At 68.3% G+C, this 26,741-nt stretch carries 21 protein-coding genes; 14 read left to right on the top strand and 7 right to left on the bottom strand.

Annotation, left to right across the window (positions count from 1 at the left end; translation table 11 throughout):
* Positions 1 to 118 precede the first annotated feature (118 nt).
* Both clpX and K1J60_RS29145 read left to right on the top strand, forming a co-directional pair.
* Positions 119 to 1,405, top strand: a complete 1,287-nt coding sequence (clpX, locus tag K1J60_RS29140; RefSeq protein WP_184894103.1) for an ATP-dependent Clp protease ATP-binding subunit ClpX — start codon at positions 119 to 121, stop codon at positions 1,403 to 1,405.
* A gap of 180 nt (positions 1,406 to 1,585) precedes the next feature.
* Positions 1,586 to 1,852, top strand: coding sequence for a hypothetical protein (locus K1J60_RS29145; RefSeq protein ID WP_220648793.1), 267 nt, complete (start codon positions 1,586 to 1,588; stop codon positions 1,850 to 1,852).
* 59 nt (positions 1,853 to 1,911) lie between these two features.
* On the opposite strand, the gene K1J60_RS29150 is transcribed toward K1J60_RS29145, so the two are convergent.
* The gene (locus tag K1J60_RS29150; RefSeq protein ID WP_220648794.1) at positions 1,912 to 2,856 is read right to left on the bottom strand and encodes a hypothetical protein; all 945 of its coding nucleotides are present in this window, start codon (positions 2,854 to 2,856) and stop codon (positions 1,912 to 1,914) included.
* 137 nt (positions 2,857 to 2,993) lie between these two features.
* On the opposite strand from K1J60_RS29150, the gene K1J60_RS29155 reads away from it, so the two are divergent.
* The 11 genes from K1J60_RS29155 (at position 2,994) to K1J60_RS29205 (ending at position 18,937) form a co-directional block, all read left to right on the top strand.
* Positions 2,994 to 5,618, top strand: a complete 2,625-nt coding sequence (locus K1J60_RS29155; RefSeq protein ID WP_220648795.1) for a valine--tRNA ligase — start codon at positions 2,994 to 2,996, stop codon at positions 5,616 to 5,618.
* Positions 5,619 to 5,801: 183 nt separating this feature from the next.
* Complete coding sequence (gene folC / locus K1J60_RS29160; protein WP_220648796.1) at positions 5,802 to 7,310, top strand: bifunctional tetrahydrofolate synthase/dihydrofolate synthase; 1,509 nt, start codon at positions 5,802 to 5,804, stop codon at positions 7,308 to 7,310.
* A 10-nt stretch (positions 7,311 to 7,320) separates the two neighbouring features.
* A complete protein-coding gene (locus tag K1J60_RS29165; protein WP_220648797.1) occupies positions 7,321 to 7,674 on the top strand; it encodes a DUF4233 domain-containing protein in 354 nt (117 codons plus the stop codon).
* Positions 7,675 to 7,750: 76 nt separating this feature from the next.
* Positions 7,751 to 8,164, top strand: coding sequence for a nucleoside-diphosphate kinase (gene ndk, locus K1J60_RS29170; RefSeq protein WP_033526465.1), 414 nt, complete (start codon positions 7,751 to 7,753; stop codon positions 8,162 to 8,164).
* Between the two features lie 434 nt (positions 8,165 to 8,598).
* Positions 8,599 to 9,618 carry a rod shape-determining protein gene (locus K1J60_RS29175; RefSeq protein ID WP_005479350.1) on the top strand — a complete coding sequence of 340 codons (1,020 nt, stop codon included), beginning with the start codon at positions 8,599 to 8,601 and terminating at the stop codon, positions 9,616 to 9,618.
* A 174-nt stretch (positions 9,619 to 9,792) separates the two neighbouring features.
* Positions 9,793 to 10,746 (top strand): rod shape-determining protein MreC, encoded by a 954-nt coding sequence (gene mreC, locus K1J60_RS29180; protein WP_220648798.1) that lies wholly within the window; start codon positions 9,793 to 9,795, stop codon positions 10,744 to 10,746.
* 28 nt (positions 10,747 to 10,774) lie between these two features.
* Positions 10,775 to 11,446 (top strand): rod shape-determining protein MreD, encoded by a 672-nt coding sequence (gene mreD / locus K1J60_RS29185; protein WP_220648799.1) that lies wholly within the window; start codon positions 10,775 to 10,777, stop codon positions 11,444 to 11,446.
* A gap of 237 nt (positions 11,447 to 11,683) precedes the next feature.
* Positions 11,684 to 14,014, top strand: coding sequence for a penicillin-binding protein 2 (gene mrdA / locus K1J60_RS29190; RefSeq protein WP_220648800.1), 2,331 nt, complete (start codon positions 11,684 to 11,686; stop codon positions 14,012 to 14,014).
* Entirely contained in the window at positions 14,011 to 15,207 is a 1,197-nt protein-coding gene (gene rodA / locus K1J60_RS29195; RefSeq protein WP_033526478.1) for a rod shape-determining protein RodA, read from the top strand. The genes mrdA and rodA overlap by 4 nt, the downstream gene beginning before the upstream one ends.
* 89 nt (positions 15,208 to 15,296) lie before the next feature.
* Entirely contained in the window at positions 15,297 to 16,868 is a 1,572-nt protein-coding gene (locus K1J60_RS29200; protein WP_220648801.1) for a CYTH and CHAD domain-containing protein, read from the top strand.
* Positions 16,869 to 17,011: 143 nt separating this feature from the next.
* The gene (locus K1J60_RS29205) at positions 17,012 to 18,937 is read left to right on the top strand and encodes a TIGR03960 family B12-binding radical SAM protein (RefSeq protein ID WP_220648802.1); all 1,926 of its coding nucleotides are present in this window, start codon (positions 17,012 to 17,014) and stop codon (positions 18,935 to 18,937) included.
* Between the two features lie 276 nt (positions 18,938 to 19,213).
* Here the strand turns inward: K1J60_RS29205 and K1J60_RS29210 are convergent, their stop codons facing one another.
* The 6 genes from K1J60_RS29210 to K1J60_RS29230 all read right to left on the bottom strand — a co-directional run bounded on the left by K1J60_RS29210 (position 19,214) and on the right by K1J60_RS29230 (position 25,233).
* Positions 19,214 to 19,555: a recombinase family protein gene (locus K1J60_RS29210; RefSeq protein WP_450166581.1), complete on the bottom strand. Its 342-nt coding sequence runs from the start codon at positions 19,553 to 19,555 to the stop codon at positions 19,214 to 19,216.
* 28 nt (positions 19,556 to 19,583) lie between these two features.
* The gene (locus K1J60_RS47425) at positions 19,584 to 19,703 is read right to left on the bottom strand and encodes a recombinase family protein (protein ID WP_450166582.1); all 120 of its coding nucleotides are present in this window, start codon (positions 19,701 to 19,703) and stop codon (positions 19,584 to 19,586) included.
* Positions 19,704 to 19,978: 275 nt separating this feature from the next.
* A complete protein-coding gene (locus K1J60_RS29215; RefSeq protein ID WP_220648803.1) occupies positions 19,979 to 20,413 on the bottom strand; it encodes a hypothetical protein in 435 nt (144 codons plus the stop codon).
* A 778-nt stretch (positions 20,414 to 21,191) separates the two neighbouring features.
* Positions 21,192 to 21,542 carry a hypothetical protein gene (locus K1J60_RS46110; protein WP_259407967.1) on the bottom strand — a complete coding sequence of 117 codons (351 nt, stop codon included), beginning with the start codon at positions 21,540 to 21,542 and terminating at the stop codon, positions 21,192 to 21,194.
* Between the two features lie 408 nt (positions 21,543 to 21,950).
* The gene (locus tag K1J60_RS29225) at positions 21,951 to 23,525 is read right to left on the bottom strand and encodes a recombinase family protein (protein ID WP_259407968.1); all 1,575 of its coding nucleotides are present in this window, start codon (positions 23,523 to 23,525) and stop codon (positions 21,951 to 21,953) included.
* Between the two features lie 217 nt (positions 23,526 to 23,742).
* Positions 23,743 to 25,233: a collagen-like domain-containing protein gene (locus K1J60_RS29230; protein ID WP_220648804.1), complete on the bottom strand. Its 1,491-nt coding sequence runs from the start codon at positions 25,231 to 25,233 to the stop codon at positions 23,743 to 23,745.
* Between the two features lie 240 nt (positions 25,234 to 25,473).
* Between K1J60_RS29230 and K1J60_RS29235 the strand changes: the two genes are divergently transcribed.
* Positions 25,474 to 26,673, top strand: a complete 1,200-nt coding sequence (locus tag K1J60_RS29235) for a glycosyltransferase (RefSeq protein WP_220648805.1) — start codon at positions 25,474 to 25,476, stop codon at positions 26,671 to 26,673.
* Positions 26,674 to 26,741 lie beyond the last annotated feature (68 nt).

Here is a 26,741-nt window from a genome sequence, read left to right on the forward strand (position 1 = left end):
ACCGTGCCAAGGGGGGCCCGAACGGGGGGCCCGGCAAGGTACCGTCGACATAAGGCAGCACCAGGAGCCGCTGGATTCCAATCGTCCAGGCGTCTCCCAGGCGAAGGGGAAGCACACCGTGGCACGCATCGGTGACGGCGGCGATCTGCTCAAGTGCTCGTTCTGCGGCAAGAGCCAGAAGCAGGTCAAGAAGCTCATCGCAGGGCCCGGTGTGTACATCTGCGACGAGTGCATCGACCTCTGTAACGAGATCATCGAGGAGGAGCTCGCCGAGACCAGCGAGGTTCGCTGGGAGGAGCTCCCGAAGCCCCGCGAGATCTATGAGTTCCTCGAGGGGTACGTAGTCGGCCAGGAGGCGGCCAAGAAGGCGCTCTCCGTAGCCGTCTACAACCACTACAAGCGGGTCCAGGCCGGTGAGAACGGCGGCGGTCAAAGCCGCGAGGACGCCATCGAGTTGGCGAAGTCCAACATCCTTCTGCTGGGCCCCACGGGCTCCGGCAAGACCCTCCTCGCCCAGACCCTCGCGCGCATGCTGAACGTCCCGTTCGCGATCGCGGACGCGACCGCGCTGACGGAGGCGGGGTACGTCGGCGAGGACGTCGAGAACATCCTGCTGAAGCTCATCCAGGCGGCCGACTACGACGTCAAGAAGGCCGAGACCGGGATCATCTACATCGACGAGATCGACAAGGTGGCCCGAAAGAGCGAAAATCCGTCCATCACCCGCGACGTGTCGGGTGAGGGCGTCCAGCAGGCGCTGCTGAAGATCCTGGAAGGCACCACGGCGTCGGTCCCGCCCCAGGGCGGCCGCAAGCACCCGCACCAGGAGTTCATCCAGATCGACACGACGAACGTCCTGTTCATCGTGGGCGGTGCCTTCGCGGGCCTGGAGAAGATCATCGAGTCCCGGGCCGGTGCCAAGGGCATCGGTTTCGGCGCGACGATCCGTTCCAAGCGAGAGCTGGAGTCCAAGGACCAGTTCGAGGACGTCATGCCGGAGGACCTGGTCAAGTTCGGCATGATCCCGGAGTTCATCGGCCGCCTCCCGGTCATCACCTCGGTCCACAACCTGGACCGCGAGGCCCTGCTCCAGATCCTCGTCGAGCCCCGCAACGCGCTGGTGAAGCAGTACCAGCGCCTCTTCGAACTCGACGGCGTGGAGCTGGACTTCGAGCGCGAGGCGCTGGAGGCCATCGCCGACCAGGCCATCCTCCGCCAGACCGGCGCCCGCGGCCTGCGCGCCATCATGGAGGAAGTCCTGATGTCCGTGATGTACGAGGTCCCGTCCCGCAAGGACGTGGCCCGAGTCGTCATCACCGCGGACGTCGTCCACTCCAACGTGAATCCGACCCTGATCCCGCGGGATGCGCGGGGGCGGGGGCCGGGGGAGCAGAAGACGGCGTAGCCGCCGCAGCACTCACGAGATAAGGGCACCCGACCAGCTGCGTCGGGTGCCCTTTTTTGCTCGATCTCCTTCTGATTCAAGCCAGTTGATCGCCGAACGGTAGTGTCATGACCGCTTCAATGATCTTGTGTCCCTGTCAGGGCAGACCACTCTGATGGTGAGACGGAAGGATTTTTGGCGTTGAAGGTAAGACGTTTCCTTGCAGCGTTGAGCGTGGTCGCGGCGGCGGGGGTCATACCGGTGGCCACAGCCGGCACGGCCCACGCCGGCCCGTTCGACTGCGTGGAGTACCTCAAGTCCAAAGGCTATGTGGTTGGACCGAAGGTGACCAAGGCATGCAGCTACAATCGGGTTGCCAACAACTGGCAGTGCGTAGGCCAGCTCTCCTTGTTGATAAGCAACGCCGGGCATGTCTCTGCCGCGTGCAACAAGGCGTTGGGTGACTGAGCGCGCGACACAAAGGGGCACCCTGCCGGTACCGGCAGGGTGCCCCTTTGTGCTGCTGGTCAGACCGCGACGCGAACTTCCTTGCGGAGCTTGGCGGCGGTCTCGGCTGCCACGTTCGGGTCCGTCGACTTGCCTGCTGCGAGGTCCGAGTACTCCATGGGCATCACGAAGCCGAGCGTGCTGTAGTCGCCCCAGACGCAGTAGACCAGGTTCATCTCGCTCGGTCCGCCGCTCGTGGTGTCGCTCTCGTCCAGCTTGCCCTTCGCCTTCTGGCACTTCAGGATCGCGCCGTCCAGCGAGTCCGGCGTGTACTCCTCGGCCTCGCCGATGAAGGTGATGTCGTTCTTCTCGGCCTCTTCCTTCTGCAGGGCGAGGAAGCCGTCGACCGCCTGCTCCGGGTCCTCGATCTCGCCGTAGACGCCGCCGTAGGTGATCATCTTCCCGGCCAGGGGATTGTTCTCGTCCCCCGACTGGTAGTTGGCGCTGACGTCCTTCGGGTTCTTGATGCCGAACCCTTCGGCCTTCTTCAGCTCCTCGTCGGTCATCTCGTCACCGCTGTCGCTGCTCTTCTTGTACTCACTGAGCACAGTCGCCGGCGTCGTCAGCTTGTGCGGCCCGTCGTCCGCGATGTCCGCGCCGCCACCGCCGCCGAGGACGAAGTACGCGCCCACCGCGACCGCCGCCACCACGGCGACCGCGCCCAGGATGATGCCGACCTTCTTGCCGCCACCGCCGGAGGGCACCGGCGGCTGCGGCACCGTCGGGTAGGGCTGCTGGCCGTACGGGGCCTGCTGCTGGCCGTACGGCGGGGTCTGGGGCGGAACGCCCTGGGGAGCCTGCTGGGGATACCCGTAACCCGGCTGCTGCGGCGGCGCCTGCTGCGGGTAGCCGTAGCCGGGCTGGGGGGCGGCCTGCGGCGGCTGCTGGCCGTAGGGGCCCGGCTGACCGTACGGTCCGGGCTGCTGGGGCTGCCCGCCGTACGGGCCCGGCTGGTTGTGACTCATGTTCTGGGTTCCCCTCCAGATGCTTATGTGTTCCTGACATCCTGGCGCAAACACGATGGGTCCCACGCACCGGGGGTCACACCGTTACGGAAGAATCCGGTTTCGGGACCACCCCGTGACACCCCTAAACTGGGCGGGTGACCGAGAACGCTCAGCAGCAGCCTCCAGCGCCCGCCACCGATCTGCCGACCCAGTACACGCCGGCCGATGTAGAGGGGACGCTGTACGAGCGCTGGGTAGAGCGCGGTTACTTCGCGGCCGACGCCAAGAGCGACAAGCCCGCGTACACCATCGTCATCCCGCCGCCGAACGTCACCGGCAGCCTGCACCTCGGGCACGCCTTCCAGCACACCCTCATGGACGCCCTCACGCGCCGTAAGCGCATGCAGGGTTACGAGTCCCTGTGGCTCCCCGGCATGGACCACGCCGGCATCGCCACCCAGAACAAGGTCGAGCAGCAGCTCGCCGAAGAGGGCAAGTCCCGCCACGACTTGGGGCGCGAGGAGTTCGTCGAGCGCGTCTGGCAGTGGAAAGAGGAGTACGGCGGCAAGATCCTCGGCCAGATGCGTCGACTCGGGGACGGAGTCGCCTGGGACCGTGAGCGGTTCACGATGGACGAGGGCCTGTCCAAGGCCGTCCAGACCATCTTCAAGCGGCTCTACGACGACGAGCTGATCTACCGCGCCGAGCGCATCATCAACTGGTGTCCGCGCTGTCTCACCGCGATCTCCGACATCGAGGTCGAGCACCAGGAGGACGCCGGCGAGCTGGTCTCCATCCGGTACGGCGAGGGGGAGGACAGTCTCGTCGTCGCCACCACCCGCGCGGAGACGATGCTCGGTGACACCGCCGTGGCCGTCCACCCGGACGACGAGCGGTACCGCCACCTGATCGGCAGGCAGATCAAGCTGCCGCTGACCGACCGCTCCATCCCGGTCGTCGCGGACACCCACGTCGACCCCGAGTTCGGCACGGGCGCGGTCAAGGTGACCCCGGCGCACGACCCGAACGACTTCGCGATCGGCCTGCGCCACGACCTGCCGTCCCTGACGATCATGGACGAGCACGGTGTCATCACCGTCCACGGCCCGTTCCTCGGCCAGGACCGCTTCGAGGCCCGCTCGGCCGTCGTCGGCGCGCTGCGCTCGCAGGGCCGGATCGTCGCCGAGAAGCGTCCGTACGTCCACTCCGTCGGCCACTGCTCGCGCTGCAAGACCACTGTCGAGCCGCGCCTGTCCATGCAGTGGTGGGTCAAGGTCGCACCCCTGGCGAAGGAGGCCGGTGACGCGGTCCGCGACGGCCGGGTCAAGATCCACCCCGAGGACATGTCGAAGCGCTACTTCGACTGGGTGGACAACATGTTCGACTGGTGCATCTCGCGCCAGCTCTGGTGGGGCCACCGGATTCCCGTCTGGTACGGCCCGAACGGCGAAACGGTCTGCGTCGGCCCCGACGAGGAGCCGCCCACCGGCGAGGGCTGGACGCAGGACACCGACGTCCTGGACACCTGGTTCTCCTCCGGCCTGTGGCCGTTCTCCACGCTCGGCTGGCCCGAACAGACCGAGGACCTGCGGAAGTTCTACTCCACCGACGTCCTGCTCACCGGCCACGACATCATCTTCTTCTGGGTCGCCCGGATGATGATGTTCGGCCTGTACGCGATGGACGGCGAGGTCCCGTTCAAGACCATCGCGCTGACCGGTCTGGTCCGCGACGAGCGCGGCAAGAAGATGTCGAAGTCCTTCGGCAACGTCGTCGACCCGCTCGACTGGATGGACAAGTACGGCTCCGACGCGCTCCGCTTCACCCTCGCGCGCGGCGCCAACCCGGGCACCGACGTCCCGATCGGCGAGGACTGGGTCCAGGCGTCCCGCAACTTCGCCAACAAGATCTGGAACGCGACGCGCTTCGCGCTGATGAACGGCGCGACGGTCGAGGGCCCCTTGCCGGAGGCGTCGAAGCTCTCGGCGACCGACCGCTGGATCCTCGCCCGTCTCAACGAGACGGTCGAGCAGGTCGACGCCTACTACGAGGACTTCCAGTTCGCGAAGCTCAGCGAGGCGCTGTACCACTTCGCGTGGGACGAGGTCTTCGACTGGTACGTCGAACTGTCCAAGACGACCTTCATGGCGGGCGGTGAGCCGGCCGAGGTCAGCAAGCGCGTCCTGGGCGAGGTCCTGGACGTCACCCTGCGCCTCCTCCACCCGGTCATCCCGTTCGTCACGGACACCCTGTGGACGACGCTGACCGGCGGTGAGTCCCTCGTCATCGCCGACTGGCCGAAGGACAGTGGGTTCCGTGACGACGCCGCCGAGCGCGAGATCGAGCTGGTCCAGCAGGTCGTCACCGAGGTCCGCCGGTTCCGCGCCGACCAGGGTCTCCAGCCCGGCCAGCGCGTCCCGGCCCGGCTGACGCTCGACGGTACGGCGCTGGCCCCGCACGAGGCCGCGATCCGCCAGCTCCTGCGCCTCCAGCCGGAAAGCGAGGGCTTCGCGGCCACCGCGACCCTGCCGGTGGCGGGCGCCGAGGTCGCCCTCGACCTCTCCGGTGTCATCGACGTCGCCGCCGAGCGCAAACGCCTCGCGAAGGACCTCGCGGTGGCGGAGAAGGAGAAGGCCCAGGCCACGGCCAAGCTCGGCAACGAGGCGTTCCTCGCGAAGGCGCCGGACCAGGTCGTCGACAAGATCCGGGGCCGCCTCGCCAAGGCGGACGAGGACATCGCCCGCATCGCCGCACAGCTGGACCGCCTCCCGAAGGCATAGTTGTTCGCAGGCCATGCGAAGGCCCCGGTGCTTCTGCGGCACCGGGGCCGTCCGCTGGGCGGGGAGAGGGCGCAGCCCTTTCAGGGGCGCGGGGAACTGCGCGAACCAGCCACACACCACCCGCCGTCGCCCTACAGCGGGTACCCCCGAGCTCTCAGGCTCCCGATCCGTAGACTGGGCCCCGTGAGCGAACGCAGTGAGCAGCAGCCCGACCCGAGCGACCCGTTCGAGGAGATCATCGCCGCGGAGACCGACCGGGATCCGGACCTCGCGGTGATCGAGGCCGGCAGCCGTACCCTGCGTGCCCAGGGCGGCGCACCGCAGTCCGACGTGCCGACCAGGCCCGCCGACCCGGCCGTCGACAAGGCCCTGCGCGAGGTCGAGGCCGACCTCGCGACCCGCTGGGGCGAGACCAAGCTGGAGCCCTCGGTCACGAGGATCGCCGCGCTGATGGACGTCCTGGGCGAGCCCCAGCGCTCGTACCCCTCCCTCCACATCACCGGCACCAACGGCAAGACCTCCACCGCCCGCATGATCGAGGCCCTCCTCGGCGCCTTCGAACTGCGCACCGGCCGGTACACCTCCCCGCACGTCCAGTCGATCACCGAGCGCATCAGCCTCGACGGCGCCCCCATCTCGGCCGAGCGGTTCATCGAGACGTACGAGGACATCAAGCCGTACATCGAGATGGTGGACGCGGCCCAGGAGTACCGGCTCTCCTTCTTCGAGGTGCTCACCGGCATGGCGTACGCCGCCTTCGCCGACGCGCCCGTGGACGTGGCGGTCGTCGAGGTCGGCATGGGCGGCTCCTGGGACGCCACCAACGTCATCGACGGGGACGTCGCCGTCGTCACCCCCATCGACCTCGACCACACCGACCGGCTCGGGACGACGCCCGCCGAGATCGCCGTCGAGAAGGCCGGGATCGTCAAGCAGGACGCGACGGTGATCCTGGCGCAGCAGCCGGTGGACGCGGCGCAGGTGCTGCTGAAGAAGGCCGTGGAGGTCGACGCGACCGTGGCCCGCGAGGGTCTGGAGTTCGGTGTCGTCTCGCGGCAGGTCGCCGTCGGCGGACAGATGCTCACCCTGCGCGGCCTGGGCGGCGAGTACCCCGAGGTCTACCTCCCGCTGCACGGCCCGTACCAGGCACACAACGCGGCCGTCGCGCTCGCCGCCGTGGAGGCGTTCTTCGGCGTCGGTTCGCAGCGGCCCGAGCCGCTCGACATCGAGACGGTCCGCAAGGCCTTCGCGGCCGTCTCCTCGCCGGGCCGGCTGGAGGTCGTACGGCGCTCCCCGACCGTCGTCCTGGACGCCGCGCACAATCCGGCGGGCGCCCGGGCCACGGCCGAGGCCGTCGGTGAGGCGTTCGACTTCAGCCGGCTGATCGGTGTGGTCGGGGCGAGCGGCGACAAGAACGTACGGGGTCTCCTGGAGGCCTTCGAGCCGATCTTCGCCGAGGTCGTGATCACCCAGAACTCCAGCCACCGGGCGATGGACGCCGACGAACTGGCCGGCATCGCGGTGGAGGTGTTCGGCGAGGAGCGGGTGCAGGTCGAGCCCAGGCTGCCCGACGCCCTGGAGGCGGCGATCACGCTCGCCGAGGAGGAGGGCGAGTTCGCGGGCGCCGGCGTCCTCGTCACCGGTTCCGTCATCACCGTCGGCGAGGCCCGGCTGCTGCTGGGGAAGGGTTGAGTTCCACGACATGCGTACTCTCTGTGCTTCGACGCTGATCGGCGAGTTCTTCGTGATCGGCTTCGCCGGGCTGGTCGCCATGAAGGACCCGGATCTGACCATGACCACGGTCTGGACGGTCAGCGGCATCGCCATGTTCCTCTGCGTCCTGCTGTGCGGTCTGGTCACCAGGCCCGGTGGGATCCAGCTCGGCTGGGCGCTCCAGATCGCGCTGATCCTCTCCGGGTTCTTCGTTCCGACGATGTTCTTCCTGGGCGCGGTCTTCGCCGCCCTGTGGTGGGCCTCGATCCACTTCGGACGGAAGATCGACGAGGCCAAGGCCCGGTTCGCCGCACAGGCCTCGGCAGAGGCGGGCGCATCCTGACGCTGCGTAATAAGGCGCCGGACTCGCCCTGTAGCCTCTGAGCTCCGCACCCGTGTGAAACGAAGGAGTCACCACAGTGAGCCAGCGCACCCTCGTCCTGCTCAAGCCCGACGCCGTACGGCGGGGCCTGACCGGCGAGATCATCAGCCGTATCGAGCGGAAGGCCGGCTGGCAGATCACCGCGCTGGAGCTGCGGACCCTGGACCAGGACACGCTGGAGCAGCACTACGGCGAGCACAAGGGCAAGCCGTTCTACGAGCCGCTCGTGGCGTTCATGGCGTCCGGCCCGGTCGTCGCGCTGATCGTCGAGGGCGACCGCGTCATCGAGGGTGTGCGCGCGCTGGCGGGCCCGACCGACCCGATCGCCGCCGCGCCCGGCTCCATCCGTGGCGACTACGGCGTGATCGTGCGTGAGAACCTCATCCACGCCTCGGACTCCGAGGAGTCGGCCGAGCGCGAGGTCAAGATCTTCTTCCCCGGGCGCGCGTAGTAGCGTTCGCGACGGCGGGGGCCGGCGAGTCCGCTCGCTCCCGCCGTCTGAACCTTCTGGAACACGCGGAACAACCTCGGGAACACCCGGAGCAACCTCTGGAACTCCCGGGGCACTTCTGGAACACCCGGCCACCACCCACACGGCCTACACCCCGGCTGACCAGCCAAACCGCCGAAAATCCGGCCGTACAACGGCATATGCGCGGCGATCGGGGGAACGCGCACCCCCGGTGGACCGTCTCCAGAGGCGAGGCGGCGCATCGCATGCCCACAATGGCGAAGACCCTCGCGCAGTGTTCGTGCGGGCGAGACTACGATGTAAGCCTTCACGTCACAGCACCCACTTCGCCGACCCGGAAAAGCCCTGAAAAGCCCTCAAAAGCCGTCAGTGCTCCGCTTGGGAAGGCCACACGAATCCTGATGGGGAACTCAATGTCGTTCATCGGCCGTGACATGGCTGTCGACCTCGGGACCGCCAACACGCTGGTGTACGTCAGGGGTCGCGGGATCGTACTGAACGAGCCGTCCGTCGTCGCGATCAACACCAACACCGGTGGCATTCTCGCGGTCGGCGCGGAAGCGAAGAAGATGATCGGGCGGACCCCCGGCAACATCGTTGCCGTACGTCCGCTGAAGGACGGTGTCATCGCCGACTTCGAGATCACCGAGCGGATGCTCCGCTACTTCATCCTGAAGATCCACAAGCGGCGGTATCTCGCCCGTCCCCGGGTCGTCGTCTGCGTGCCGTCCGGCATCACCGGTGTCGAGCGTCGCGCCGTCATCGAGGCGTCCTCCCAGGCGGGCGCCCGCCAGGTGCACATCATCGAGGAGCCCATGGCCGCGGCCATCGGCTCCGGCCTGCCGGTCCACGAGGCCACGGGCAACATGGTGGTGGACATCGGCGGCGGCACCACGGAGGTCGCGGTCATCTCCCTCGGCGGCATCGTCACCGCCCAGTCCATCCGCGTCGCGGGCGACGAGTTGGACAACGCGATCATCCAGCACATCAAGAAGGAGTACTCGCTCCTCCTCGGTGAGCGGACGGCCGAACAGATCAAGATCACGATCGGTTCGGCGTACGACCTCGACGCTGACGAGCACACCGAAATCCGCGGCCGGGACCTGGTGTCCGGGCTGCCCAAGACCGTGGTCATCTCCGCCGGGGAAGTGCGGAAGGCCATCGAGGAACCCGTCAACGCCATCGTCGATGCCGTCAAGACGACCCTCGACAAGTGCCCCCCGGAACTCTCCGGCGACATCATGGACCGGGGCATCGTCCTCACCGGCGGCGGCGCCCTGCTGCGCGGTCTCGACGAACGGCTGCGCCGGGAGACCGGAATGCCGATCCATATCGCCGAGGACCCGCTCGACAGCGTGGCGCTCGGCTCCGGCAAGTGTGTCGAGGAGTTCGAGGCGTTGCAGCAGGTGCTCGACGCCCAGCCCCGCAGATGACTTCACCCTTCGATTCCGCCGTACGGGACGTTCTCCTCTCGTGCGGCGGATCGTTGATATTGAGGCATAAGCTCCCACAAAGCGCCCCTGTCGTTCCCGTATCGGGATTCCCAGGGGCTACCCGAATTCCCCAATTCCTGTCGAATTCCTATGAGGAAGGCACGGCCGCCGCACGTGAGGGACACACGAGAGAGCCGGCTGCTCCTGGTGCTGCTGATCGCCGTCGCGTTCGCGCTGATCACGGTGGACATCCGCGGCGGAGAGGACTCACCGGTCGACGGTGCCCGACGTGCCGCCGCCACCGTCTTCGGCCCGATCGAGGACGGTGTGTCGACCGCCGTCGACCCCATCGGCAACGCCATAAGCGCCGTCCGTGACTCCGGCTCCCGCCACGACCGCCTCGCCGCGCTGGAGAAGGAGAACGCCGAACTGAAGGCGGCCCTCGGCAGCGACGACCGCAACGGCAGCAGGGTCGAACAGCTCGACAAGATGCTGAAGACCGCTGCCAACGGCCGGTACGGCATCAAGGGCGCCGAGGTCATCGCCATAGGAGCGGCCCAGGGATTCTCCTGGACCGTCACCATCGACATCGGCACGAACGACGGCATCACCCGCGACATGACCGTCCTCAACGGCAACGGGCTGGTCGGGCGCGTCACCACCGTCGGACCGAACACCGCCACCGTCCTCCTCGCCAACGACCCCGACTTCACCGTCGGCACCCGGATGGAGGCCACCGACGAACTCGGCTTCGCCTCCGGCCAGGGCGACCGGCCCCTGCGCGTCGAACTGCTCAACGGCAAGGCCAAGGTGCAGGAGGGCGACCGCCTCGTCACCTTCGGCTCGCAGGCCGACAAGCCCTTCGTCCCGGGCGTCCCGGTCGGTGTCGTCTCCCGCGTCGACCCCTCAGGCGGCGACCTCACCCGCACGATCTACGTCAAGCCGTTCGTGGCCTTCACCCAGTTGGACATCGTCGGCGTCGTCGTCCAGCCGCCCCGCAAGGACCCGCGCGACACCGTCCTGCCGGCCAAGCCGAAGGCCACCCCCACGCCCACCGTGACGGTCACGGTCACACCGGGCGCGGACGAACCCGGCGACGGCACCGACGGACAGCCGCAAGAGCAGTAGACGTAGGACAGTAGGAGCTGACCCCCTGATGCGCTTCAACCGGATGCTGCTCTCCACCACCCTGGTGATCGTCGCCCTGGTGATCCAGGTGAGCGTCCTCGCCAGACTCCATCTCCCGGGCGCCGTACCGGACCTGGTGCTCCTCACCGTGCTCGGCCTCGCCCTGGTCTACGGCCATGTCGGCGGCGCCCTCATCGGCTTCGGCGCCGGGCTGCTGTCCGACCTCGCCCCACCCGCCGACCACGCCGCCGGACGGTACGCCCTGGTCCTCTGCGTCATCGGCTACCTCGCGGGACTGGCGAAGCCCGAGACGGGCCGCCTGAAGTCGGCGACCGGGCCCATGGTCGTGGTGGTCGTCGCCGCGCTCGGCACCACCCTGCTGTACGCCGGTGTAGGCGCCCTCGTCGGCGACGACGCGGCTCGCCACGTCGGCCTGTCCAGCCTGCTGTTCACGGCCGCCCTGTACGACCTGCTGCTCGCGCCCTTCGTCGTGCCCGGCGTCATGGCGCTCGCCCGGCGCGCCGAGAACGACCCGCTCGCCGAGACGGGCAGCGCCGCCAAGGCGTCCGACGTCTCCTCCGGCTGGCTCTCCTCCGGCACCGGCCTGCGCATCGGCAACCAGCGCGGCGGACTCCGCATCAAGGCCGCGCGCTCACGGATGGCCAGGGCGGGACGCATCAAGGGGGTCAAGCGGCTGTGACGGCACGGCACATGACACGCGGGGCGGACGCGGAGACGCACGTGGGAACCGATCACCGCCGAGCGGTGTACCCCATGTACCGGCACTCTGCGCACCACCCGCACCCGCACCACCCGCACCCGCACCACCCGCACCCGCACCACCCGCACCACCCGCACCACCGGTGCACGCACCGCACGTTCACGCACCGCACGTTCACGCACCGCACGTTCACGCACTGAGAGGGGGAGACAGGCAGTGACCAACATCCCGGAGACCGGGCGGACACCACGGGTCCAGATCCGGCTCGTCATCATCCAGATCCTCGTCTTCTCCCTCCTCGGCACCCTCGGCGGCCGCCTCTGGTACCTCCAGATCCGTGAGGGCGACGCCTACGCCAAGGAGGCCTCCGGCAACCACGTCCAGCAGGTCGTCCAGCCCGCCGTGCGCGGCTCGATCCTGGACGCGCGCGGAGTGCCGATCGCGGACAACGAGACCCGCCTGGTCGTGTCCGCCTCCCGCACCGATCTGCTGAAGATGGACGACGACGGCAAGGCCGTCCTCACCAAGCTCGCCGGCGTCCTGGACATGAAGCCCCAGGACGTCATGGCCAAGGTCCGGCTCTGCGACTCCGAGACCCCCCAGCCCTGCTGGAACGGCTCGCCCTACCAGCCGATCCCCATCACCGACGAGGCCACCGCCAAGCAGGCCCTGCAGATCCGCGAGCGCTCCGAGGACTTCCCCGGCATCACCGCCGAACCCCAGGCCGTCCGCCGCTACGCGAGTCCCGGCGGCTCCAAGACCTCGCAGGTCCTCGGCTACCTCTCCCCGGTCACCGACGAGGAGATCACCAAGGCCCAGGACACCGACTCGCCGTATCTGCGCTCCGACCAGGTCGGCCGCTCCGGCCTGGAGCGCCAGTACGACAAGGAGCTGCGCGGCAAGGCCGGCGTCACCCGGTACGAGGTCGACAACCTCGGCCGTGTCATCGGCGAGGCCGAGGCCGACCCCGCCCAGCCCGGCGCCAACCTCGTCACCAGCATCGACGCCCGGGTACAGCGCATCGCCGAGTACGAACTCAACGAGGCGATGAAGGAAGCCCGCAAGCAGAACGACCGCAACACCGGGACGAACTACAAGGCGGACTCCGGCGCCGTCGTCGTGATGGAGGCCAAGACCGGCCGCGTCATCGCCATGGCCTCCAACCCGGACTACGACCCGAACGCCTGGGTCGGCGGCATCTCCGCCAAGGACTACGCCAGGCTCACCGGCAAGAAGTCCAACTACCCGCTGCTGAACCGCGCGATCCAGGGCCAGTCGGCCCCCGGCTCGGTCTTCAAGGTGATCCCGACGGCCGCCGCGGTGAACGCGGGCTACTCCTTCAACGGCCCCTACCAATGCTCCAGTTCGTACTCGATCGGCGGCCAGGTCTTCAAGAACTTCGAGTCCCAGAGCCACGGCGCGATCAGCCTCGGCCGCGCCCTCGAAGTCTCCTGCGACACCGTCTTCTACCGCCTCTCCCACGAGGAGTGGAAGCGCGACGGCGGCACCAAGCCGAAGAAGAACGCCAAGGACTGGTTCTACAAGACCGCCCACCAGTTCGGCCTCGGCGCCGAGACCGGCATCGACCTGCCCAACGAGGTCACCGGCCGCATCCCCGACCGCCAGTGGAAGCTGGACTACTGGAAGGCCAACAAGGACGCCTGGTGCAAGTACGGCAAGAAGGGCGGCTCGTACGCCGAGCAGATCGCCTACGAGAACTGCCTCGAAGGCAACCGCCTGCGCGCCGGTGACTCCGTCAACTACTCCATCGGCCAGGGCGACACCCTCGTCACACCCATTCAGATGGCCACCATCTACGCGGCCATCTCCAACGGCGGCACCCTCTACGACCCCACGGTCGGCAAGGCCATCATCAGCGCCGACGGCAAGAACGTTCGGGAGATCGAGCCCAAGGCACACGGCAAGCTCCCCATGACGAAGCAGACCCGCGACGAGATAGACGAAGCCCTCGAGGGAGTCGCCACCCGGGGTACGGCGGCCTGGCGCTTCCAGGGCTGGCCGCAGGACAAGATCCCGATGCACGCCAAGACCGGTACCGCCGAGGTCTACGGCAAGCAGACGACCTCATGGTTCACCACGTACACCAAGGACTACTCGATCGTCATGACGATCTCCCAGGGTGGTACGGGCTCCGGCGCCTCGGCACCCGCCGTGCGCAAGCTCTACAACGCGCTCTACGGCGTCTCCGAGGACGGAAAGATCGACAAGAAGAAGGCCCTGCTGCCCACCCCGCAGAAGGGACTGCCGAAGATCGAGTCCGACGGCTCGATCGACTCCCCGAAGCTGGAGACCTACCCGCCGAAGAAGTCGGATAAGGAGGCCGACGAGGACGGCACCCAGGCCGTCGCCGCGGGGCCGGGCGCCCTGCCGGTCTCCTTCGACGCCCCGGCGGCGATCCTCGGCACGCGCGGCGGCGGCACCAACCGCGCCGCACGCCGACGCGACGACCGGGGTCGACGGCGTACGCGGGGCGGAGGCCGCTACGGCGGCTGCGGCAGCGGCACGGGACGCAGGAGGTCCGGATGACCGGCAACAGCTTCTCCGTCTCCGGGTACGGGCCCGAACGCACCGGCTGGACCAGGCTGTTCGCCCGGGACTCGCTCGCCCGCCGGCTCGACTGGCCGATACTGTTCTCGGCCATCGCGCTCTCCCTGATCGGCGCGGCCCTCGTCTACTCGGCGACCCGCAACCGCACCGAGCTCAACCAGGGCGACCCGTACTACTTCCTGCTCCGCCACCTGCTCAACACCGGCATCGGCTTCGCCCTGATGATCGGCACGGTCTGGCTGGGCCACCGCACCCTGCGCACGGCCGTGCCCATCCTCTACGGCATCTCGGTGCTGCTGATCCTGCTGGTGCTCACCCCGATGGGCGCGACCATCAACGGCGCGCACGCGTGGATCGTCATCGGCGGCGGCTTCTCGCTCCAGCCCTCCGAGTTCGTGAAGGTCACGATCATCCTGGGGATGGCGATGCTGCTGGCGGCCCGGGTGGACGCGGGCGACAAAGCCCACCCCGACCACCGCACGGTCGTCCAGGCCCTCGGGCTGGCCACCATCCCGATACTGATCGTGCTGCTCATGCCCGACCTCGGCTCGGTCATGGTCATGGTGGTCATCGTGCTCGGGGTCCTGCTCACCTCCGGCGCCTCCAACCGCTGGGTCTTGGGCCTCATCGGCACGGGCGCGCTGGGCGCGATCGCCGTCTGGCAGCTCGGAGTGCTCGACGAGTACCAGATCAACCGCTTCGCGGCCTTCGCCAACCCCGAACTCGACCCGGCTGGCGTGGGCTACAACACCAACCAGGCCCGGATCGCCATCGGCTCCGGCGGACTGCTGGGCACCGGGCTGTTCAAGGGCTCGCAGACCACGGGACAGTTCGTGCCCGAGCAGCAGACCGACTTCGTCTTCACGGTGGCGGGGGAGGAGCTCGGGTTCGTGGGCGCCGGATTGATCATCGTGCTGCTCGGTGTCGTCCTCTGGCGCGCCTGCCGCATCGCCCGCGAGACCACCGAGCTGTACGGCACGATCGTCGCCGGCGGCATCATCGCCTGGTTCGCCTTCCAGTCGTTCGAGAACATCGGCATGACCCTCGGCATTATGCCGGTGGCGGGGCTGCCGCTGCCGTTCGTGTCGTACGGCGGTTCGTCGATGTTCGCGGTGTGGGTGGCGGTGGGGTTGCTCCAGTCCATCAGAGTGCAGCGCCCCATGTCGGCGTAGGCCACGGCGCTCCTTCGGGGCAGGCCGTCGCTCCCCACCGGGGGCATGATGGTCTGCCCCTTTGCCGAATATGCGACTAGATTCATTTCATGGCGGACACCAAGCGCGAGATCGAGCGGAAGTACGAATCCGACGAGAGCGGCCTGCCGGACCTCACCGGTGTGGCCGGGGTCGCGACCGTCATAGACAAGGGCGTGGCGGAGCTGGACGCCGTCTACTACGACACCCCCGACGAACGCCTCGCCGCCGCGTCCATCACCCTGCGTCGCCGTACCGGCGGCAGCGACGCGGGCTGGCATCTGAAGTTCCCGGTCTCCTCGGGGGTACGGGACGAGATCCGAGCCCCGCTGTCCGACACGTTGCCCGACGAACTCGCCGGGCTGGTCCGCTCCCGGGTCCGGTCGGCCGAACTGGTCCCGCTGGTCCGTATCCTCTCCACCCGCGACGTCAGCGAGCTCCTCGACACGGACGGCACACTCCTGGCCGAGGTCAGCGTGGACGCCGTGGTCGCGGAGCGGCTCACCGAGGAGGGCCGCACCGCACAGTGGTCCGAGATCGAGGTCGAACTCGCCGACGAGGGGGACCCCGCATTCCTCGACAAGGTCGAGAAGAAGCTGCGCAAGGCGGGCGTACGGCCGTCGGACTCGCCGTCGAAGCTGGCCAGGGCCCTTCAGGAGACAGCACCCAAGAAGGGCAAGAAGAGCGGCAAGGGAAACAAGGGCAAGAAGAGCGAGAAGGGCGAAGGGCGGGCCGGGAAGCAGGCGGAGGACGGAGGGCCCGCCGAGCCCGTCACGCCGGGGGACCACGTCCTCGTCTACATCCGTGCCCAGCGTGACGCGATCGTCGAGCTGGACCCCGCGGTCCGCCGGGACGTCTTCGACTCCGTCCACAGCATGCGGGTCGCCACACGCCGCCTGCGCAGCACGTTCAAGTCGTTCGGGAAGGTCCTGGACCGGGCGATCACGGACCCGATCGGCGAGGAACTGAAGTGGCTGGCGGGCCAGCTCGGCGTCGACCGTGACCAGGAGGTCTTGGCGGAGCGCTTCACCGAGGCCCTCGACAACCTCCCCGAGACCCTGGCGACGGGCCCGGTCCGTACGCGACTGCGCACCTGGACGGAGAAGGACGACGGACCGGGCCCCCGCGGTGAGCTGCTCGACGCCCTGAACGGGCCGCGCTATCTGGAGCTGCTGGAGTCCCTCGACGCCGTGATCGCGGACCCGCCGCTGCTCAAGGCCGCCCACGGCGATCCCGAGAAGGTGATCACCAAGGCCGTCGAGAAGGGCTTCGGCAAGGTGGCGGCCCTGGTCGAGGAGGCCCTGGCGCAACCGCCCGGGGCCGACCGTGACGTCGCCATGCACGAGTCCCGCAAGAAGACCAAGCGCACCCGGTACGCGGCCGAGGCGGCACAACCCCTGCTGGGCAAGCCTGCCAAGGCGCTCGTCAAGGACATGAAGTCCCTGCAGGGCCTCCTCGGCGACCACCAGGACAGCGTGATGGCCCGCGAGGCCCTGCGGGACCTCGCCTTCCAGGCCCATGAGGCGGGAGAGAGCGCCTTCACGTACGGGCTGCTGTACGGCAGGGAGGAACGCCGGGCGGAGCTGGCGGAGGAGGCGCTGCCGGGGGAGTGGGCCAGGATCAGCAAGGACATGCCCTTCTGAGCCCGCCCCCTCCTGAGCCCGCCCTTCTGAGCGGTGGACCCGCGTCCGCAGGCGGTTCACCGGCAAAGGGCGTGCGAGGGGTGTCTCCGGGGGCGTTACGCTAGATGGTCACCCCTGTCCGCTCACGAAGGTAACCCCCCGCGATGTCTGTCGAGTCGGTCTTCCCACAGCTAGAGGCCCTGCTCCCGCATGTGCAGAAGCCGATCCAGTACGTGGGCGGTGAGCTCAACTCCACCGTCAAGCCCTGGGAGTCTGCGGACGTCCGCTGGGCGCTCATGTACCCGGACGCGTACGAGGTCGGTCTGCCCAACCAGGGCGTCATGATCCTCTACGAGGTGCTGAACGAGCGCGAGGGCGTCCTCGCCGAGCGCACCTACAGTGTCTGGCCGGACCTGGAGGCGCTGATGCGGGAGCACGGCGTCCCGCAGTTCACCGTCGACAGTCACCGCCCGGTGAAGGCCTTCGACGTGTTCGGTCTGTCCTTCTCCACGGAGCTGGGCTACACCAACATGCTGACCGCCCTGGACCTGGCCGGCATCCCTCTGGAGTCCAAGGACCGCACGCTCGACGACCCGATCGTGCTGGCCGGCGGTCACGCGGCCTTCAACCCGGAGCCGATCGCCGACTTCATCGACGCGGCGATCATCGGCGACGGCGAGCAGGCCGTACTCGACATGACCGAGATCATCCGCGCCTGGAAGGCGGAGGGCAGGCCCGGCGGCCGCGAGGAGGCCCTGTTCCGCCTCGCGAGGACCGGATCCGTGTACATCCCCGCGTTCTACGACGTCGAGTACCTCGCGGACGGCCGTATCGGCCGCGTCGTACCGAACAGGTCGGGTGTCCCGTGGCGGGTGTCCAAGCACACCGTCATGGACCTGGACGAGTGGCCCTACCCCAAGCAGCCCCTCGTCCCGCTCGCCGAGACGGTGCACGAGCGGATGTCGGTGGAGATCTTCCGCGGCTGCACGCGCGGCTGCCGCTTCTGCCAGGCGGGCATGATCACCCGCCCGGTCCGCGAGCGTTCCATCACGGGCATCGGCGAGATGGTCGAGAAGGGGCTGAAGGCGACGGGCTTCGAGGAGGTGGGTCTGCTCTCCCTCTCCTCCGCCGACCACAGCGAGATCGGCGACATCGCCAAGGGCCTGGCGGACCGGTACGAGGAGGACAAGATCGGTCTGTCCCTCCCCTCGACCCGCGTGGACGCCTTCAACGTCGACCTCGCGAACGAGCTGACCCGCAACGGCCGGCGCTCGGGTCTGACCTTCGCGCCCGAGGGCGGCTCCGAGCGCATGCGCAAGGTCATCAACAAGATGGTCTCGGAGGAGGACCTGATCCGGACGGTCTCCACGGCGTACGGCAACGGCTGGCGCCAGGTGAAGCTGTACTTCATGTGCGGCCTGCCGACGGAGACCGACGAGGACGTCCTCCAGATCGCCGACATGGCGACCCGCGTCATCCAGAAGGGCCGCGAGGTCTCCGGCTCGAACGACATCCGCTGCACGGTGTCGATCGGCGGCTTCGTCCCGAAGCCGCACACACCGTTCCAGTGGGCGCCGCAGCTCTCCGCCGAGGAGACGGACGCCCGGCTCGAAAAGCTCCGCGACAAGATCCGCGGCGACAAGAAGTACGGTCGTTCCATCGGCTTCCGCTACCACGACGGCAAGCCCGGCATCGTCGAGGGCCTGCTGTCGCGCGGCGACCGCCGCATCAGCGCCGTCATCCGCGCGGTCTACGAGGACGGCGGCCGCTTCGACGGCTGGCGCGAGCACTTCTCCTACGACCGCTGGATGAGCTGCGCGGACAAGGCCCTGGCCGACTTCGGCCTCGACGTCGACTGGTACACCACCCGCGAGCGCACCTACGAGGAGGTCCTGCCCTGGGACCACCTGGACTCCGGTCTCGACAAGGACTGGCTCTGGGAGGACTGGCAGGACGCCCTCGACGAGACCGAGGTCGAGGACTGCCGCTGGACGCCGTGCTTCGACTGCGGCGTGTGCCCGCAGATGGACACGGCCATACAAATCGGCCCCACCGGCAAGAAGCTGCTCCCGCTCACGGTCAAGAAGTAGTCGTGACCAGCGGCGATGCCATCCAGCGGATGGCTGAGGCGCTTGCCGATATCCCCGAGGCGGACCGCTCCGAAGCCCTCCGAGGGCTCGGAGTGAAGGAGCGCAAGCAGACTCCCCGCCCTGCGCGGTGTACGCCGCTCCCCGCCCCTCGGCAGGACTCGGGCATCGTCTCGGCGGTCGAGTGGGTGTAGATGAAGAGAGGCGTTCGGACGATCCCGTCCGGGCGCCTCTCGGCGTTCCTGGGGCACTGTCTGTCTGAACTGCTGTGCGCCTGTCTCAGGCGCTCTCTCCCAGGTGTCGGTACAGCGTGGCGCGGGAGACGCCGAGGGCCTTAGCGATGGCGCTGACGCTCTCGCCCTTGGCCTTCCTGGCGCGGGCCACGGTGATTACGTCCTCGTCCACCACAGACGGCCGGCCGCCGGTACGGCCCTGCGCCTTGGCTGCTTCCAGTCCGGCCCGCGTGCGGTCCTTGATGAGCGACCGCTCGAACTCCGCCATGGCCGCGATGATCTGGAAGAACAGGCATCCGTCGGCCGACGTGGTGTCGACAGAGGAGAGCGCACCGTCGAGCACGCGGAAACCTATGCCGCGCTCGCGCAGGCCGTCGACGATGGACACAAGGTCGATGAGCGACCGGCCGAGCCGGTCAAGCTTCTCGGACGCACCCTGCGGCCGTCAGCGCGTCGCGCTGAAGCTGCGCTTCCTGGTCGCCAGTGGAGACGCGGGCGTAACCGATGAGCTGGCCAGTGATCGTGTTCGTCGTCACGGCACGGACTGTCTCAGAACTGGTCTCAAAAGATCAAGTCCGAGCCGGGGATTTCGAGACGGGTTTTGAACATGGCTGTGCCCCTGTGAGGGGCGCTCTGTCTCTCGTCTCACAAACCTTGGTTTTCGAGACGGTCCACTTGCCTGTGTGGGGCGGCTAACGCACCCGTCGGGACGCTTGCCCGTCGGTACGCACTTCTTTTGGGACCAGGGTTCCAAGTTCTACTGGCCCCACTCTGATCGGGTGACTCCACTGGTAGGGGGCAGAGTGTCTCGCTAATCCTCCTTGCCCTGGTCAGCTTCATCGTCCGTCCAGGGGTACAGGGTGGCGAAGTGACGGATTCGCTCCTGCTCGGCGGCTTCGTCGTCGGCGTCGTAGTGTCGTATCTGCTTCCACCAGCGGTCGTAGTCGTAGCCGTCGCAGTGGTTGAAGTCGAGGGCGGTGTTGCGTAGCCGCTGCCACTCACGCACGATCGCAGCCCGCTGCCACGGCTCGGGCCGCTCCACCGTGAGGAGTTGGTGCAGGAAGCCCGCTGAGTCGCTGACCAGGATGAGCAGGGACCGCATCGCGAAAGAGGTCTCGCCGGTCTCACCGACCTCCTCGGACACTCGCCCCAACTGCGCGTTGAGGAACGTCTCCAGGGCGCGGACGTCCTCGGGGGCCAGATCGACGGCGTAGATGAGGGTGCGTTCAGGTGGTGAGTTCGTCATACGGATGGGTCCTACCTTTCGTGCGGTGTCAACTGGAGCACCCTGGGTGGAGCTGAATCAACCTGGTATTCCGTGGGCCAGAAGGCCCTGGTGGGTGGGGACCGAAGAAGTGCGTGCAGACACTCGCCCCTTCGTCCACAGCAAGGCGCTTCGCGCCCGTCTCGCGGCCTGCCCCGGTGTTTGACCGGCAAGGCCAGGCGTGCGCCCCGTCTGGCGCTCACGCCAGCGCACAGCCGTCCGCCTGTCGATGGCAGGCAGACGTGACGGCAGGGGCAGGGGGTGGGGTATGACCCCCCGAAGGGGGCAAGCCCGACCGCCATGTCATAGCGGCCAAGGTTCCGCCACGGTTCCAGGGTCCGTCTGCCCTGCCCGCAGGCTGCCACGGCGAGAGCGTATGGCCTGGTCACAGGCCTACCCTGCCTTGCTCGCAGCGGCGGAAAGCTGCAAGGAACAGGACCTAACGGATGCACCTGCGGGGCGCGGCAGCGCCCCCTAGGACTTGCTCCTGTCGGCCCCCTCCGGGGCCGCACTGTCGTTGAGCACTGCGACTGTGGCGGCCGGGAGGCCGCCCCTTGCTGCCTTTCTCTGCGCCGTTGTCTTTCCCTAATGAGGGCGCTGCCGCGCCCCTACTTGCCCTTGAAGCAGGCTGCTTCCTTCAGTAGGTCTCGACAGAGGCCGGACTGGGCCAAATAGATAAGAGAGGGCGCTAACGTTTTCGCAGCTCGGAGGCTGTGCCGGTACACCCCGGACGTGCTCTGACTACACGCAGCGCGTGTACTCATCGATCCTGGTGGGGGCGGCAGGGGACCGGCGCGCCCTTGCCCTTCTGGAACAGGTGAGACGGAAGCACAAGGCACGCGGCCCCGGAACGGGACGACACGAGGTCCAGTTCCTTGGCGCGGGCCACCGCGTTGCGGGTGCTCTGGTCGGACAGTGGCTTGCCGTTCTTGCCCAGCAGGGTGGCCAGTCGGCCAGGCTCGAAGCCTGCGTGTCCCTGCCTGTCCGCCCATCCGATGGCAGCGAAGTGCACGCGGTAGGCGAGAGGGTGTCCTGGGTTCTGCGCCATGCGTCGGTACTCGTGCTGGGAGACCGCGCCCCACGAGCGGTCACGGCCGAAGCTGATAGCCACCGGTCGCACCCCCTTCCTGCGGGGCGTGGCCGCAGTCGTGCGTCTCTCCCTCGACGAGGGGTGAGGTGCAGACCTCACAGGTCCAGACGACTTCGATCGTTATGTTCAAGGGCTGGCGACTCCTGGCGCTGGTCGAGGGCAGCACGGAGCCGCGCCTCGGCGTTGGGTGGAAGTCGCGCAGTACCGTCCTGCGCTTCGGGATGTCCTCGACGTCCCTGCGAGCCCCTCGGGATCGCGGCCCCTCACGGAGTGGCCAGCTCTACCGCCGCTGAACGGCGGGAGCTACGGTGTCCGCTCCCAGAAGGAGCGGGAGAGTCTTCCTATCCGGAGCCCGGCCCGACCGTCAAGCCGGAACACCTCCGGGCCTGGCTCCTGAGCCGCCCGGAGATGTCTGTCCCTGCTCCTTCGTCAGAGCCTTGCGGCGAAGTCGTCACCCTTGATGACCAGGCGTTCGCGTACGTCGCGCGGGATCTTGAGCTGCAGATGTACGGACGGGGCTCGCACTCCCTTCACCTTCGTGCGGGTCACATCGCACGTGACGCCCACGCGGCGCAGGTCCTCAGCCATGGCCTCCATACCGCCGGCTTCCCACATCTCCCGGAAGGTCTTGCCGTTGTGCACGAGTACCCAACGGTCTTGCGCGGTCTCGGGATCGATGGCGCTCAACTCTTCCGTGAGCTTGTCGAGCGTCTTCTCCGCCCGCTCGCGAGTGAACCGCGTCTTCGAGAAGCGGCCCTCTGGTTCGAGCTCCGCCATGTAATAGGAGATGGCATCTTCGAGCCGCTTGACTTCGGCGCGTGCCTCGGCTCCCTTCGCGTACTCCCGGACCTGGACGGGGAAGTCGCCGAGGACGCGCAGCACGTCGCCCACGAGGACGTCGTACACGTCCTGCGGGTTGGGTGCGCCGAGCCCGCCGCCCTTGCACTTGCCGCAGCGCAGGTACGTGTAGCTCCGGCCGTTGCTCATGTTCTTCTGCACGGTCATGTTGGTTGAGCAGTCGACGCAGACGAGTACGCCGAGGAACTGGGTCGCTCCGCCCGCCTGCCGGGTGGGCTGGCTCTTGCCCCGGCGGTCGAGTGCCGCTTGAAGGGTCTCGAACTCCTCCTCTGTGAAGATCGGAGGGCCAACCCGTATCGGCTTTCCGTCGTTGCCGAGGACGAGCCTGCTCCGTCGCTTCCCGCCCTGCTTGTTCTCCTCGACCCGGTAGCCCATAAGTGCGGGGTTACGAAGGCGGCGAAGGAGAGTCGACGTCGTGAGCCCCGTCGACATGAGCCCGGAGCGGACGAGACAGAGGGCCATGCGTCGGGCGGAGACGCCCCGGAGCGCCATGCGCCGGGCCCAGTGCAGTGCCTTGTGTGCGCTCGGCTCGATGGCGAGCGCGGGTTTACCGTCCACCTTCGTCGTGACGTATCCGTACGTCGGCTTACCGACGAGCCACGAGTCCTGAGTGCGGGCGTAGTCCCACAGCGACGTGACGCGGGTCGACGTGTTCGCGGCCTCGATCTCGGCGATGCCGCCGATGAGCGTGACCATGATCCGGCCCACGGTCGTGCTGAGGTCGATCGCGTCGTTCTTCGACACGAGGTTCTTCCCGTACCGCTCGCACCATTCGATCATCGTGGACAGGTCCGTCATGCGACGGATGAAGCGGTCGAGCTTCCAGAAGAGCAGAGCATCGAACTCCGGGGCCCGGTTGTTGAGCCACTCGCCGAGCTCCTTCCGCTTCCACGGCGGAACCTTCGTCGCCGACACGTTCAGATCGGAGGCGACACCGACGACGCGGTATCCCTTCTCTCTGGCCAGGAGGCGCAGGTCGAGTTCCTGTCGTACGGGTGAGGTGGTGTCTTCCGTAAGTACGGACAGGCGGACGGAGAGGAGCGCGCGCGGAGCATCCTCGGGGAGCAGAGCCTCCGCCCGCTTCAGGTCCTCCAGGAGAGCCAGGTCCGAGGCGGTCCACTCGCTCTCGATGTCGTACATCTTCATGCTCGCGGAGCGTACAGGTTAGATGTGGAGCTGTCTTGCTATGGCCGCAGATGGACACCCAGATCCAGATCGGCCCGACGGGCAAGAAGCTGCTGCCGTTGTCGGTGAAGCAGCCGGTGGGGAGTGCGGGGCACAGTCACTGACCCGACCGCGGCCGACAGGTCGTGAGGGGTGCCCGGAAGCCGTTCGGCCGGTTCCGGGCACCCCTTCTCGCGTGCTACCGGCCGGTCACGCGGGGCGTGACGGTCGAGCCGCCGTTGACGATGTTGTCCGACGGCTGGAGCTCGACCCGGTACCAGGGGCGCGGGTTGCCCTGGGCGTCGTCACAATTCAGGGTGGCGTGGGGCTGCGTGTCCACCGGCACGCAGGTCGTCTCCCAGATCTGGCCCACGGTGGTGACGACGTTGAACTTGACGAGGCCCTTCGAGGCGCTCGCGTGGTCACCCTTGGGCTGGCCCTTGCCCTCGCCGTGGTCCGTGCCGGGGCCCGCGCCATGGTCCTTGGCGGTGTTCTGGCCCGACCCCTGGCTGTAGTCCTGGGCGTGGCCGCTGCTCGTGCCCTGGTTCTGGCTCTGGCCCTGCCCCGTGTTCTGGCTGTGGCCCTGGTTCTGGCCGGTCTGCTGGGCGTGGCCGGTGTTCGTGCCCTGGTTCTGGCTGTGGCCCTGACTCTGGCCGGTCTGCTGGCTGTGGCCCTGGCTTGTGCCCTGGCTGTGGCCCTGGCCTGTGCCCTGGCTGTGGCCCTGGCCTGTGCCCTGGCTGTGCTCCTTGCCCGTCTCCTTGCCGGTGTCCTTCTGCCCGTGTCCGTGGGCGGCGTGCGTGTTGACGGAGACACCGCAGGCGAAGCCGACGTAGCGGTCCTGCGAATCACGGCCGCCCGCCGGGAAGTTGGGGTGGGTGCTGAGGTCGGTCCACAGGAACGGGTGGGCGACCGCGCCCTGGAGGTCGCGGATACCAGCGAAGACCCGTCCCTCGGTCAATACGACCCGGAACTCGAGCTTCTTGGAGTCCTGCACGGCGTCGATGTCGGAGCACGGTCCGGCGGGCCCCGTGGCGCCCGTGGCGCCGGTGGCGCCGGTGGCCCCTGTCTGTCCGTCCGCTCCGGCGGGTCCGACGGGGCCCTCGGGTCCGACGGGGCCGTCCGCTCCCGTGGGTCCCGTGGGGCCGGTGGGTCCGGCGGGGCCGTCCGCTCCGGTGGCTCCGGTGGCTCCGGTGGCTCCGGTGGCTCCGGTGGGGCCGACGGGGCCCTGCTCGCCGGTGTCTCCCTGGGGGCCGACCTCTCCCTGGGGGCCGATGTCGCCTTGGGGACCCGTGTCGCCCTGGGGACCCGTGTCACCCTTCGGGCCGGTGGGTCCCTGAGGCCCGGGCGGGCCGCTGGGACCCACCTCGCAGTGGTCGTCGTTGCCACCGAGTGCCGCCGTGCGGTTGCGGTCCTGCTCGTCGTACCAGTCGGGCGACGATCCGTCGTACGCGTCCTGGTGTTGTCCGTCGTCGGTGTGGTGCTGATCACCGTGCTCGTCGGCGGGCGGGCATTCGTCGTTGCCGGCCCTCGTCACGGTGGAGTGTTCGGACACGCTCGATGCCGCCGCTGCGGCGGGGCCGGCCAGTCCGGCGGTCATCGCAAGCGCGAGCGAGGCATACGTGCTGACCTTGGTGATTCTGTGGCGTGCCAGCGGGCCTATCAGCGAGATCGTCCTGCGCTCAGGACTCATCTATGTGCTCCTTGTTTCAACCGGTTTGGGGCTTTTCCCCGCACTCGATCGTGAGCCTCGCCCCTGTCCACCGGCTCGACCAGCGAGCTGGACCGGACGGGGATGAAGATCATCAAATCGGCCTAAGCCGGCCTCACGGGTGGGCTAATTCGGCATCGACTGCTGCTATTTGTGCGATATGAGGAGGTACGTCACGCGGCCGCTCGGGCAGCGTTCCAACGTCCCGGGACCGGTGAGGCCATGAAGCCGCAGACCATCTGCCTCTGCATGATCGTCAAGAACGAGGCGCGGGTGATCGAGCGCTGCCTCGCCTCCGTCCGTCCACTGATCGACAGCTGGGTCATCACCGACACCGGCTCGACGGACGGCACGCAGGACCTGATCCGCGAGGCGCTGGACGGCGTCCCGGGCGAACTGCGCGAGGAGCCCTGGGTCGACTTCGGCCACAACCGGACTCGGAACATCCAACACGCCCGGGGGAAGGCCGACTTCCTGCTCACCGTCGACGCCGACCACGTACTGCGTCAGGACGCGCCGCTGCCCCGGCTCACGGCGACCTCGTACATGCTGCGCTACGACACACCGGGCACCCAGCACCGCTTCAAGCACCTCATGCGGGGGGACCTGCTCTGGCGCTACGAAGGGGTCACCCACGAGTACCCGTGCACCGACGGGCCCGATGTCCAGGAGAACCTGGACGCCCTCGTCATCGAGGACCACGCGGACGGCGGCTGTCGCGGCGACAAGTTCGAACGCGACGCACAGCTGCTCAGGCGTGAGCTGGAACGCGACCCCACCAACCCCCGCACCGTCTTCTACCTGGCCAACACCGAACGGGACCTCGGTCACGCGCGGGAGGCGATCGGCCTGTACGAGCGGCGTGCGGCGATGGGCGGCTGGGGCGAGGAGGTCTACTGCTCGCTCCTGGAAGCGGGAATCCTCCGCGCGGACGAGGAGGAGGACTGGCAGGGAGCCATGGACACGTTCTCCCGTGCCTGGGAGTCGCGTCCCACCAGGCTCGAAGCCTGCTACGAGTTGGCCTCGCGGCTGCGGCTCCGGCGGCGCCACCACACCGCGCACGCCCTTCTCGTCGATGTCGTCGACCGGCCCGCACCGGACGACCTGCTCTTCACCAAGCCCTGGGTCTACCGGTGGGGCCTGCTGTTCGAGTTCTCCATCACCGCCCACTGGGTCGGTGAGCACGCCGCCGCGCTCCGGGCATGCGATCGCCTGCTGGCCATGCGGGACCTGCCGGAACGCGTCCGCCGCCAGGTCGAGATCAACCGGGAGTTCTCCGCACCGCACGCCGAACGGCCGGACCTGTCCGCCGTGGTGCGCCGCCCCAAGGCCGCCCGGACCGGCGGGTCGGCCGCCTCCGCGAGGTCCGCGAGGTCCGCGAGGTCCGCGAGGTCCGCGAAATCGTCTGGGCGCAAGCGGTAGGAGGCGCGGGGGCGGCCACCGGGGCCGGTGCGGTCGGAACTCGCCGACGCGGGCTGGATCCGGACGAC

This window comes from Streptomyces akebiae (assembly GCF_019599145.1).
Lineage (GTDB): Bacteria > Actinomycetota > Actinomycetes > Streptomycetales > Streptomycetaceae > Streptomyces > Streptomyces akebiae.